At 33.3% G+C, this 12,278-nt stretch carries 11 protein-coding genes; 8 read left to right on the top strand and 3 right to left on the bottom strand.

Annotated elements, in window-relative coordinates:
- The coding region (locus AB1630_06465) for a branched-chain amino acid ABC transporter permease (protein MEW6103442.1) at nucleotides 1–185 on the top strand (185 nt) is incomplete at its 5' end.
- A 52-nt stretch (nucleotides 186–237) separates the two neighbouring features.
- Here AB1630_06465 and AB1630_06470 read toward each other — a convergent pair.
- Nucleotides 238–372 (bottom strand): hypothetical protein, encoded by a 135-nt coding sequence (locus AB1630_06470; GenBank protein MEW6103443.1) that lies wholly within the window; start codon nucleotides 370–372, stop codon nucleotides 238–240.
- Between the two features lie 219 nt (nucleotides 373–591).
- On the opposite strand from AB1630_06470, the gene AB1630_06475 reads away from it, so the two are divergent.
- The 7 genes from AB1630_06475 to AB1630_06505 all read left to right on the top strand — a co-directional run bounded on the left by AB1630_06475 (nucleotide 592) and on the right by AB1630_06505 (nucleotide 6,977).
- Nucleotides 592–756, top strand: a complete 165-nt coding sequence (locus AB1630_06475) for a hypothetical protein (protein ID MEW6103444.1) — start codon at nucleotides 592–594, stop codon at nucleotides 754–756.
- A 180-nt stretch (nucleotides 757–936) separates the two neighbouring features.
- Entirely contained in the window at nucleotides 937–1,302 is a 366-nt protein-coding gene (locus AB1630_06480; protein MEW6103445.1) for a hypothetical protein, read from the top strand.
- Nucleotides 1,303–1,355: 53 nt separating this feature from the next.
- Entirely contained in the window at nucleotides 1,356–2,642 is a 1,287-nt protein-coding gene (locus AB1630_06485) for an FtsX-like permease family protein (protein MEW6103446.1), read from the top strand.
- Nucleotides 2,639–3,730 (top strand): efflux RND transporter periplasmic adaptor subunit, encoded by a 1,092-nt coding sequence (locus tag AB1630_06490; GenBank protein MEW6103447.1) that lies wholly within the window; start codon nucleotides 2,639–2,641, stop codon nucleotides 3,728–3,730. Before AB1630_06485 ends, AB1630_06490 begins: the two co-directional genes overlap by 4 nt.
- Nucleotides 3,721–4,398, top strand: coding sequence for an ABC transporter ATP-binding protein (locus AB1630_06495; protein ID MEW6103448.1), 678 nt, complete (start codon nucleotides 3,721–3,723; stop codon nucleotides 4,396–4,398). The genes AB1630_06490 and AB1630_06495 overlap by 10 nt, the downstream gene beginning before the upstream one ends.
- Nucleotides 4,385–5,515 carry an FtsX-like permease family protein gene (locus tag AB1630_06500; GenBank protein MEW6103449.1) on the top strand — a complete coding sequence of 377 codons (1,131 nt, stop codon included), beginning with the start codon at nucleotides 4,385–4,387 and terminating at the stop codon, nucleotides 5,513–5,515. The genes AB1630_06495 and AB1630_06500 overlap by 14 nt, the downstream gene beginning before the upstream one ends.
- The gene (locus AB1630_06505) at nucleotides 5,508–6,977 is read left to right on the top strand and encodes a TolC family protein (protein MEW6103450.1); all 1,470 of its coding nucleotides are present in this window, start codon (nucleotides 5,508–5,510) and stop codon (nucleotides 6,975–6,977) included. Before AB1630_06500 ends, AB1630_06505 begins: the two co-directional genes overlap by 8 nt.
- On the opposite strand, the gene AB1630_06510 is transcribed toward AB1630_06505, so the two are convergent.
- Nucleotides 6,944–9,088, bottom strand: coding sequence for an O-antigen ligase family protein (locus AB1630_06510; GenBank protein ID MEW6103451.1), 2,145 nt, complete (start codon nucleotides 9,086–9,088; stop codon nucleotides 6,944–6,946). The two genes, AB1630_06505 and AB1630_06510, sit on opposite strands and share 34 nt — an antisense overlap.
- A gap of 27 nt (nucleotides 9,089–9,115) precedes the next feature.
- A complete protein-coding gene (locus tag AB1630_06515; protein MEW6103452.1) occupies nucleotides 9,116–11,827 on the bottom strand; it encodes a tetratricopeptide repeat protein in 2,712 nt (903 codons plus the stop codon).
- Nucleotides 11,828–12,278: the final 451 nt, after the last annotated feature.

The raw sequence follows: 12,278 nt of genomic DNA on the forward strand, positions 1-12,278 counted from the left end.
GGGTTATTTTGGGTGTGGTCCTTCTTGTAGGAGTTCCTGAGATTCTTCGTATATTCCTGGGCCAGGCATTTGTTAGCTATAGGATGCTTGTCTTTGGATTTGCAATGGTTCTTATGATAATCTTAAGACCAGAAGGTATTATTCCATCATTAAGAAGGGCTTATGAATTAAAGGTTAAAAAATAAACACCGCTGAACACACATACAAGGTAAGTGTTTAGTTGGATAAATACATACGCTATTTTGGTATTAAAGAAAGGATTTTAAGCGTCTCAGCATCAGATGGGAAAAGGGAAAGGATACTATTTGCCTCTTTTTGTGCATTTTCATAATCCTTTTTTTGTATATAAATGGCAACAAGGTTTCTTCTCATTAAAATATCATCTGGATTTACCCTTATTGTCTCTTTGCATTTCGAGGTTAAAAATTTTTCCTTGACAAAAGGACTTTGAAGAAAGGATAATTTTAAGATGGCATTTTGGCAACTATATGTATATGATGTATATGACTCTGGTAGGAACAATGGCTACGATATTGGGTGTTTCTTTGGCAGTTTATGCCTTGATAAATAATAAGACTTAGTAGAGAAGAGATGAAGACCGAAGCAAGCTTGACAAGAGAGATGATTGCCAAGATGGAAGAAGGATTAAAAGAAACCAGAAGGGAAATCGTTCAGATGATTGCTTCGGGCCAAAAAGAAATCGCCCATCTAATTGTCGCCGAGGGCGAAAGAACAAGAAGGGAGATAAAAACATGAGGGTTTTAATAAGATGTTTGCTATACAGAGAGAGAGAGAGAGAGAGTAAATCCAAGAAATAAATTATGCTTTGGAATTCCAAGCTTAATAGACCTTTATCTTCACCGCTTACATCCTATATAACCCCTCCTAAAAACCTTAAAAATCAAAAAAATCTTAAAAAATTTAGGAGGTAAAAAAATGTTTAAAAAAGCGTTAAGTATATTTGTTGTAACCGGGGGTTGTCTTCTGTTTAGCGGATGCGACCAAGTGCATGTTTCAATAAAATGTACATATGACTCAGGCTTTGGCTTCGCAGACTATAGGGCAGAGGATTGGTGGCCAAGTTATAAGGCTATTTATGTGAACAAGTCAGATAGTTATAGCAAGGTAAGCTGGAATGCGAGCCCTGATTACAAAAACCATCTGGCAACCGCAGGTATAGGTATGGGCAAATATTATGATTCAGAATGGTACTATCACGATGAGTGTCAGGAAGATGACCCTTACCTAAATTTGTACTCAAAAGGAGGCTATTCAATAATGCCTGTGGGAGGTGTATGGTAATAGACTTGTGCCAAAAAAAGGGAGGGGGTAAATAACCTCCTCCCCTTTTAATAATGTTTATAAAATTACTTATAAATAATATAAGAAATTGGAATAAAAAAGTTTTATCTACACTCTTTTTATCCTTAATTTTAGGAACAGGTTCAATTATAGGGTTATTTATTACAATGGAGACATTTAAGGAATGGATAAGTGCTGGAATAGAAGCCCTTGGAGCAAATAGAATACATCTATGTAATGATTATGATGACCCACAGGCTAGGCAAAGGAGGTACATACCCTATAAAGATATATTAAGGCTAAAACAGGTCTGTCCAACTATAAGGTTATTGGGATGTGCCTACCATGGTATGAGTGAAGGTAGGTATGAATTGGTTTTATTGAAGAATAAGAAAAAAATAGATATATTTAATAGGGGTGTCTCTCCTGAATTTGCTAAGGTGATGGGGTTTGAGGTAAAAAAGGGTAGATTTATTGAGATAAAAGATGAGGGAAAAAATGTTTGTGTTCTTACTGAGGATATAGCCAATAAGCTCAATGCAAATGTTGGGGATATCATCCAGTATTCAGGAAAGAGGGTTGCCTTTAACCCAAATACCTATCGTATAGAGTTTGACCAAAATGGCGAAGTTAAAATAGAAAAATGGACATATTACCTTAAGATTAAAGGGATAGTAAAGATACATGAGGTGCTTTATATAATGTATCCTTGGCTTTTAAATAAAGACCCAGGCACAATGTTTGTTCCTGTAAAAACTAAAAGAGAATTAAAATTATATGGTATAACATGGTCTGATGATTTAACCACAAAGGATGAATATGAAGGTAATATATATATAAAGGTTAGTGATGTTGAAAGGGCAATAAGGGAGATAAAAACTTTTTTAAAAGCAAGATATGGCAAGGATAAGATATTCTTTATTTCTAAGGATGAGTTTTTAATTGGTAAATTTAAGGATATTCAGAGGATATGGACATTATTATTGGGGATAATCGGCATAGGCGGGTTGACAATGGGAATAGCCAATATCTTCTTTACCTTTCTCTCTTTTGTTTCTACAAGGAAAAGGGAGATAGGAATAAAAAGGGCAAGTGGCGCAAAAAGAGAGGATATATGTAAGGAGTTTTTAATGGAAGGGATAATCGTTATATTGCCTCCTATTTTGATGGGTGCAGGATTGGGGATTATGCTTTCAAGGGTTTTCCTTAAAAGCCCTGTATTATCTTTAGATATAATAATTGCTTGCATAATATTAGTCTTTTGCTTTTCATTATTGGCACTTATCTATCCGGGAATAAAAGCCGCATTTGTTCCTCCTGTTGAGGCAATAAGGGAATGAAAAGATTACTTTTAATTATTGGTCTTTTTGTAGTTGTACTATTGGCATTTTCTTTATATCGGCTTAAGATAGTGCAGGAGATGAGGACAAAGGAGGTAGTTCCTACCATTGTAGAGTATAAAAGAATTCAGTCAAAACTTAGCCTTCCGGCAAAGATTCAGTATGAAAGAATAATTCCTGTCTACACCCAAGAAGACGGAAAGATCTCTCTTTTGTCAAAAAATGGGGATTTGGTAAAGAAAGGCCAAATTTTAGCTTATATAAAGATTGATAGGCTTACAGAATTGCAAAGGAAAAAGGAGCTAGAAGAAATAAATATAATAACTGAAGAAACAAGAGAGCTTATGGAAAAGAGGTTAAAAGAGAAGGAGGAGGCAAAATATTTCTTTGAAAGCGGGGTTATATCAAAAAAGGAATTTGAATTTATCTCTGATAAATACAAAGAAACAGAAAGGGAATATCAGAAAAATTTATCTAAACTTAACTTGTTTAAAATTCAATACTCCCCACATAGAGCAGAGGTTATATCACCAATTGAAGGAATAATATATGAACTCTTTGTAGAAAATGAATCGTTGATTTCAAAAAATGCTCCTGTTTTAAAGATAGCTGACTTAAGCCAATATAGAATAGAAACAAAAGCAGGTGAATATGATGTGAAAAAATGTAAATTGGCAAAAGATGTATTTTTAAAATCTGAACTTGAAGCGGATAAGGTATATAATGCAAAAATTAAAAATATCTCTCTTCTCCCTGACAAAGGAGGACAATTTACGGTTGATATAGAATTATTAGACAAAGAAGAAATAGATTTAAGGACATCATACATTACAGAATTCCTTGGTAAGCCAACTGATCTTGTATTAGCTGTTCCAATTAGCTGCATATTCAAGGATGATAAGGATAGGGATATTGTTTATCTAATAAAGGATGATAAAATAAGGATACAAAGGGTGCAAACAGGGATAAGCGATGAAGAATATATAGAGATAAAAGGGGGTTTATCTAAAGAAAATGAGATAGTAATGATTTTTTATAAGGAACTGAATGAGGGGGATAAAGTAATAAGGCTACAAAAATGGAGATAATAGAATTAAGGGATATAAAAAAGATATATCAACTTGAAAAGCACAAAATAGAGGTTTTACAGGATATTAACCTAAAAATAGAAAATGGTGATTTTATCACCATAATGGGTCCTTCGGGAAGTGGAAAATCTACCCTACTTAATATCATTGGATGTTTAGATAGATTAAGTTCAGGGTTTTATTTTTTAGAATCCTCTGATATATCAAAACTTAATGATGATACCCTCTCTGAGATAAGAAATAAAAAGATTGGCTTTGTATTCCAAACATTTAATCTTCTACCAAGGCTTTCTGCATTAGAAAATGTTTTACTTCCCTTTTTATATAACCCAAAAAGCAATTTCAAAGAAGCAAAAGAGAGGGCAATTAATGCACTTTCAGAGGTTGGTTTAGATAGGAGGATAAATCATAAACCAGGGGAGTTGTCAGGAGGGGAGGCACAAAGGGTAGCTATTGCCAGAGCAATTGTCAATAATCCACTAATTATTTTAGCCGATGAACCAACCGGTAATTTAGATTCAAAAACCGCAGAAGATATTATGGAAGTCTTTTCTAAATTAAACAAAGAGGGTAAAACTATACTTTTGGTAACCCATAATAACCAAATCGCACAATCCGCTAGAAGAAGGTTTTATATAAAAGATGGAATTATTATTGAGGCCGATTAAATATATAAAACTTTTAAGATTATTTACCTTTAAAAAAATATTTCTCATTTTAGCAATAAGCATTTCAGGAGGAATAACCTTATTGTCATTCTCTACATTGGAGAGCATAAAACCCTTTGTTAAAAACCTATTTAGAGAGTTAAATGGTCATATTTTTGGAATATTTATACACAATCAGCAAACAGGATTGTCTTATAAAGATATTGGGAAGCTTAAAGAGATTCTTTCAATTAGAGATGCTTGTGGATATATAACAGAAAATACAGAAGCTAAATATAAGGAAGATATAAGACTAACTAATCTTTTATACATTCCAGATAATTTCCAAAAGGTCGTAAATCTAAAGGTATTATCGGGCAGGTTTCTAAATAAAAACGACTTTTTTGATAACAATAAGATTTGTCTAATGGGTTTTGAGATATATAAGGAGTTAGGCTCTCCTAAAATAAATAGCTACATTGAGATTAAAAATACAAAATATAAAATCATTGGTATTTTAAATAAAAAGCCTAATTATGCAATGGATGGATTTGTAAATAATTGCATATTGCTTCCAATTATTGAAAAAGCCCCTAATTATAAAGAGCTATTGGTATCTGCTTCAGATTTTAAAAGGGCAAAGTTGTTAGTTTCTTATTACATTATGCAAACTAAGAAACTAAAGCCTGGTCAGGATTTTGGTATTTTCTCAATAGAACCCCTTATAGAGTGGGAAAAGGCTCAATTGAAATTATGGGTAATCGGAGGAATGGGTATTAGTTTTGTCATTCTTCTCTTGGCAAGTATAGGGATATGGGTGATATTCTCAATTGAAGTAAATATTAGAAAGAAAGAGATAGGGATATTAAGAAGTATAGGTGCTAAGAAAAGGGATATATTCTTTCAATTTATCTTAGAGGGAATATTAATTGGATTAATTGGATGGAATATAGGGATAATTTTAAGTATATTTTTCTTACCCTTTTTATCTTCCTTTTATAGGTTCAACATTTATCCTTCCTTTAGTGGAATAATAATATCGTTTTTAATTATTAATATCTTTACTATTTGGGGAATAATTCCACCCGCAAAAAAAGCTACATCAATATATCCTCAAGAGGTATTAAGATATGAATAGGTCCATAATAGCTATTATTTTTCTTGCCTTCAAAACAGAGGCAGATACTTTGAATTTAAAAGAAAGCATTAAACTTGCACTTATGAATAATAAGACTATAATCCAAGAGTCTAATTATAACTTAAGACTAAAAAAGCTTGAACGGGATGTTGTTTATAAAGAGTATAGACCTAGATTTGATACTAATTTTTTAAGAGAAAAGATAAAGACAAGAAAAAAAATTGAATTTGAGGAAATAGCAACAGAGATAAACACAGAGACTAAAAGGGATAATTGGGATGTAGGTGGATATTTAAGCTATGTATTTAGCAATGGGATAAAATTCAATAGCGAATTAAAAAATCAAATAGCTTATGATAGAATTTCTGATAAATACCAATCATCTATTCAGGGATCGTTTGAATTACCCCTCTCTTTAACAAAAGGAAGAAGATTAGAAAACCTTTTGCCATTAAAAAGTGCAGATGAAGGTTATCAATTAAGCCAGATAAACTATGAGCTTGCAAAGCAAAGGTTAATATTGGAATGCATTGAAAAGTATTTTGCATTATATAAGGCAAATAGAAATGTAGAATTGGCAAAAGAACAGGTAAGCCTTACCAAACAATTATTAAAGACATCAGAGGCAAAATTTAAGCTTGGAGAAATAAGCGAGGTAGACAAAATGCAGGTTGAGGTAGAATTAGCATTACATGAAGATGAATTAAGGCTATACATTTTTCAAAAGGAATCCGCAGTTAAAGAATTTCTAAGAATTATTGGAATATCCAATCAAAGAGAAGATATAGCAATTAACGAACAATTACCTTTATTCCCTGAAGTCAAATATGAATTAAAGGAATGCGTAAAAGAGGGACTTAAAAACAGATTAGAGATAAAAGCGCAAGAAATTGCACTATCTCAGCAAAAACGCAATATTATCCTTACTAAAACCAAAAATAAACCTAATATTTCTTTTATCTTACAAGATAAATATTTATCTAAGGAGGAAAAAGAGCTTGAACAGGTTATTAAGGAATATCCTGATAGAGAGTGGACGATTAAGTTTACAGTTAGCTATTCTTTTTATGATTCTAGTAAAACAAAGAAAGAGGTAGAAAAGGCTTATGTGTCTTATGAAATGGAAAAGGAAAGATTAGAAAGACAAAAAGAAGATATAGAAAATGAGATATCCCTAATTTATAATGAAGAAAGCTCTTTAAAGCACAGACTAAAAAATTTAGAGATTAATTTAGGATTAGCCCACAAGACACTACAAATGAACCAAAAGAAGTATGAATTGGGAAAGATATCATCAAGAGAGGTGATAGAGAGCCAATTATCTTATCGTAACCTAAAGTCTAGTTATGAAGATGTGAATATAGATTTTATCATAAATCAATTAAGGTTGTTAAAAGCAATGGGTATATCTTTAGAAAAGAAAACCCTTTATCTACTTGATGGCAGGCTTGAAGATAGGTGATTACCTTTATTTGGCAAAGAAAGGTTAGATTTTATCAAATCAAGAAGCCTTAAGGTTTCAGGGTCGGTGGGAGAAATGGCAAGAATATCCTTTGCCTCTTTTTGTGCATTTTCATAATCCTTTTTTTGTATATAAATGGCAACAAGGTTTCTTCTCATTAAAATATCATCTGGATTTACCCTTATTGTTTCCTTGCATTCCTTTATAAAACCCTCTATGTTTCCATCCTCATAATAAAGCTGTGCTAATGCCTTGTGAATATTGTAGGAATCTGGATTTATAATTAAAAGCTCACAGAAATCAGCAATTGCATTACCTTTCTTTCCCAATGTAAGATGAAGGTTTTTTAATGTCTCAATCCATCCTTCCTGCCAGGGCTGAACCTTTAATGCCTCCTTAAAGCAAGTAATTGCCTCTTTAAGCCTTCCTTTAGAGATATAGTAATTCCCAAGGTTTATCTGGACATCAATAAAATAGGGATTAAGCCTTAACGCTTCTTTATACGCAGAAACAACCTCTTTTTCTCTTGTAATACCCGACGCAGATTCCTCCCTCTGTAAGGTAACCCCAAGGATATTGTAAAAATTTGCCTCATCGGGGATGTTCTTATTTGCTTTTTTCAAAGCATCAATGGCATTTTTGTAATCTTTTTTGTCAATATAGAAGCCAGCCAAAGCACCGTAATATACCCTTTCATAGGAATTGAGTTTTATTGCTCTTTCCAAGTCTTTTTGATAATATGCCTTATCAGCCAGATAGAGCTTTAGGGAGGAAAAAAGGATAAAAATAACCATAGAGAGGGAGATGATTGCAAATAATCCTTTGTTAATCGGAATAGAATATTCTTTCTTTGCTATTTTATCCATCATCCCTAGAAAAATAAAGAAATATGGGGTAATAACTAGCTCTGCAAAACTAAATTGGTTTTGTATTAGATATGCCAGGCTTGCTGAAAAAATCCCAAGATAAATTATTCTTTCTTTTCCCTTAAATTTCCATCCAGAATAGAATAAAAATCCTATTAAAAAAATATAGCAAATAAGCCCAAATAACCCCCTTGTTATAGCAACATCCAGAATTTCATTATGAACCCTATCAACGCCACTTCCTTGACCTGTGGTTACCATATACTTAAGGGGTGCATACCTTGGCCAGATAAATTGTAAGGTTTCAGGTCCTATCCCAAACAATGGATGATCCCTTATGATATTCAACCCTCCCTTCCACATCAAAAGACGAAGACCACCCGATCCGCCAACTGAGGTAGCAGAAAGCTTCTCAGCAAGGGATACCTCTTTATTTGGCTTATACAGAAACTCGCTGATAAATCTTTGTAAGATTGCGGTTTTTGGGGAAAAATTGGATAAGAGAAAGATTGCAAAAAGAAGTAAAAGGGAATAAATTACTTTTTCATTAAAAACATTTTTTCTTCCTACCAGAAAAAGCAAAACCACCATACTCAAAAAAAAGGCAACAATCCCTGCCCGTGTCCTTGTAAAAAGTAAGCCCGTAAACATAAGAAAAAATGCAAAAAGATATAGCCATTTTCTCTTATCTTTAGCAAAGATAAACAAAGAAAATGAAAGGGGTGCTAACATAGCCAAAAATGCAGCAAGAAAAACAGGGTTTCCAAAACAAGCAGACACTCTATTTCCAAAATCATACCATCCCAATGGATCCTTTCCAAATCCTTGAAGGATTCCATAAAAAGCAGAACCACAACCTCCAATTAAGCAAGAATTTATGAATAAAGAAATTCTATTTTCTTTTACAATATTTAGAATGAATAGATATAGAACAAAATAGACAATATTTGTCATTAAACCTTGATACCTCATATAACATCCAAAAAAGCTTATGGGCTTGTGAATTGAACAAATGGTAGAAAAAACAAATGATAAAAGGGAAACAAGAAGTATAAAGCCAATTTTTCCAATATAGAGCCTTTTTTTAGATTGCAGAATATCAAATAGCCAAAGGATAAGGAGAATGCTCGTTATAATATTTATAAACAAAAGCTTTGAAAGGTCTGTTTTACTCTCTATAGAAAGGTCGTAATAGAATGGGAGAACAATGATTAAAAGGGAAAGAAGGATTTCATAAATCATCATAAAAAACTGAAAAACTAATATTTTGGCTCATCTTCCAGAAAGACTTAAAAGGAGAGACTTTGCTTGAGGGTCATCGGGAAGAACCTCTAAGAGCTTTAAAAATGCTTCTTTTGCCTTTATCCAATCACCAATTCTATAATAACAAAGCCCTATATTTCTAAGGCTATCGGTATCCTGCGGAAAAATTTCCAATATATTTTGGCTCATCATTATGCTTTTTTTATAATCCTGTTTTTTGTTGTAGTAAATCCATGCCAAATAATTATGAATCTTTCTTTTCTCATCGCCATATAAAACACGAGAAAGCCTTGTTAAAAATCCTATTGCCCTATCTATCTCATTATTTTCAAGGTATAACCTTATCAGATGCTCTGTTGTCCTTGAATATTCAGACCTTATCTCAAGGGCTTGTTCAAACTCAGAGATTGCAAGGTCAGGCCTTCCCATATTTAGATATAAAATCCCTATATTGTTATATATATCAGCAATGAATGGCTGCCACTCCTTTGCCTTTTTATAATATTTAAGTGCCTCATCCTGCTTTCCCTCCATAAAATGCGCCATTCCCAATGTAAAATAGGCTGTATTGCTCATACCCTTTAGTAGCTTATTTAATGTATTTGCTCCATTTTTAGCCTCTTCTAAAGCCTCCCTGTTTCCTGTTGTTATGACATAGTTGATATAAGCCCTGTTTAGCTCCTCCCAATATCTTATTTCCCTATAATTCAAGGATATTGCCTTTTTGTATTTAGAAAATGCGTTGTTCCAATCACCCCTGGCTAAATACACTGTTCCATCCTTATAGTGCAAATCAGCAAGGTATGGACGAATAACAAAAATGGAGAATCCTATTGCAAAAATAAAAACAAAAGGGTAAATAGCCCAGGCAATTGGTGAATTTTTGTTTATATTAAATTGAAAGCTTTTAACACCTCCTATCTCCTTTACAGCCATTGCCATAAGCATCCAATATAAAGAGGCAATGGGTGTATTTCCAAAGCTAAATTGGTTTTGAACCAAATAGGCAAGCCAGGCAGTGTATATCCCTAAAATAAGAATTCCCCTTCCCTCTTCTGCCTTACGATATCCCTTCCAACAATATATTGTAAATGCAATAATAAGCCAGAAATAAATAATAAGGCCTATAATGCCCCGATTTACCCCTGTATCAAAGATTTCATTATGAAGCCTATCCTCCATCTCTAATGTTCCTCCAATTTTCATTGTATAAACCTTGGCAAGGTATTTAGGAAAGATTATTCCTAGGGTATCTGGACCAATTCCAAACCAGGGGTAATCTGGAATTATTCTTGCTCCCGTTGTCCACATCCACAGCCTCCACCCTGCAGAGCCAGTAAGCTTATCTCTCATCTTTTGAACAAAGTTTAATTTTCTATGCTCTTCATTCTTTAAAGGGACTTTCTCTACAGATTCTTTCTCCACAGAAATAGCCTTCGGCTTTTTTGTAACCATTGTAAAAAATCTTGCAGCAACTGAGATATTACGGTCAAGATTAAAAATAATGGTTAAAACAATAAGGGCAATACCAATGATTGGAAGACCTATTTTATGAGCTCTACCCATATCCTTCATTATAAACCCTCCAATAATTAAATGAGCAAAGAACAGAAACCCTAAAGATAAGCCACCCAGAAATAGGGCTATTTTGCTATATGGAGAAAGATATTGATAGACGATGTAAAAGATAAAGCCAAAAAAAGATGTAAAAACAGGAAAGTACAAAAGAAAGAAGCGAAGCCCATAGAAATAAAGAACAAATACCAAGGTGCAAACACTTAATCCAACAAATGTAGCCCTTGTATTTGTAAAGCAGAAGCAGATATAGATAAAAACAATGCACCCTCCGTAAAACAAAAGAAGAAGGGGTTTTTTAAAAGAGGATTCTTCTTTTTTCTTTTTTCCTTTTATTAAAACCCCCTTTTTTTCAGCTGTAAAGATATACATAGAGAGACAGACAAATATAGCCATAGAGAGATATGCGGCGATAAATACAGGATTTCCAAATGTTCCAATAATTCTATATCTACTAAATGACTCCCATTTAAGTGGGTCAAGCCCAAGAAATTGAATTACACCATATACAGATGTTATTGCAGCAACAAGGACAACAGAAAGCAAAAGCCAATAAAGCTTTTCCTTTGGAATAAATGTAAGAATGGCATAAAATGATATAAGATATGCAATAACAACAAGGAGCCCCTCATACCTTTTATATGTCCCAACAAATGCCATCCAGGGGTTTATAGACAATATCGTTGAAATAAAGGTTATAATTAACCAGGCAGATGTTGGAAGGAGGATTATTAAGGGAGGGATAGAAAACTCAATCTTTCCAAGGTAAGTGCTTCTTATTATCCATACAGAAAGAATTACAATGGTAAGGAGATAGATTCCTGTAACCTTTGATATATCAAAGCAGCTATAAAGGTGGATATCAAAATATAATGATGGAACAAAGATAAGGACTATAAGATAAGAAACGATTAAAACCCTTGTAAATAACTCAAATTTTATCTGTAAAAGATAGGCAAAAAAAGAAATTATAAGGGAAACAGCAACCCATGAAGCAAGGTAATATGGAGCAATGCCTGTAAAATCTGTCCAGGGAGAGGCAAAGTTATATTTGTAAAATATAGTAAAAATAAGAAAAAGAATTACCCCTGATATGATTAGGATAATATTATCCTCCCTCTTTGCCTCATTTTCTAATTTTGCCATACCTTCTTCAATTTACAATTTGCAATTTAAAATTTACAATTAAATCAAGCTCTTTATCAAAGTTACAAAATATATGACACCTAAAAAAACACATACCCAATTTATATTTATCTTTGGGTCGTATAGGAGTTAACACTCGCACTTGCTCATTTTCCCTTGGGTCGTATAGGAGTCTCCTCAATGATTTTCTAATGCTTGAAAGTCGCACCCGCTCCTTTCAAGCCTAACAAAATCTCTTGAGTCGGCCCTCACTTCGTTCGGGCTTCGACTCCTATCTGCCAACTTTTGTTTTATCTTCTCAAAATGTTTTTTCTATAACACTTTGTTTTTCCTTGGGTCGTATAGGAGTCTCCTCAATGATTTTCTAATGCTTGAAAGTCGCACCCGCTCCTTTCAAGCCTAACAAAATCTCTTGAGTCGGCCCTCACTTCGTTCGGGCTTCGACTCCTAT

The sequence above is a fragment of the bacterium genome, from assembly GCA_040753555.1.
GTDB lineage: Bacteria > UBA9089 > UBA9088 > UBA9088 > UBA9088 > JBFLYE01.

What these genes read in the sequence shown, in the direction of transcription:
- AB1630_06470 (MEW6103443.1), bottom strand. Translation starts at nt 372, where the DNA reads ATGAGAAGAAACCTTGTTGCCATTTATATACAAAAAAAGGATTATGAA.
- AB1630_06475 (MEW6103444.1), top strand. Translation starts at nt 592, where the DNA reads ATGAAGACCGAAGCAAGCTTGACAAGAGAGATGATTGCCAAGATGGAA.
- AB1630_06480 (MEW6103445.1), top strand. Translation starts at nt 937, where the DNA reads ATGTTTAAAAAAGCGTTAAGTATATTTGTTGTAACCGGGGGTTGTCTT.
- AB1630_06485 (MEW6103446.1), top strand. Translation starts at nt 1,356, where the DNA reads ATGTTTATAAAATTACTTATAAATAATATAAGAAATTGGAATAAAAAA.
- AB1630_06490 (MEW6103447.1), top strand. Translation starts at nt 2,639, where the DNA reads ATGAAAAGATTACTTTTAATTATTGGTCTTTTTGTAGTTGTACTATTG.
- AB1630_06495 (MEW6103448.1), top strand. Translation starts at nt 3,721, where the DNA reads ATGGAGATAATAGAATTAAGGGATATAAAAAAGATATATCAACTTGAA.
- AB1630_06505 (MEW6103450.1), top strand. Translation starts at nt 5,508, where the DNA reads ATGAATAGGTCCATAATAGCTATTATTTTTCTTGCCTTCAAAACAGAG.
- AB1630_06510 (MEW6103451.1), bottom strand. Translation starts at nt 9,088, where the DNA reads ATGATGATTTATGAAATCCTTCTTTCCCTTTTAATCATTGTTCTCCCA.
- AB1630_06515 (MEW6103452.1), bottom strand. Translation starts at nt 11,827, where the DNA reads ATGGCAAAATTAGAAAATGAGGCAAAGAGGGAGGATAATATTATCCTA.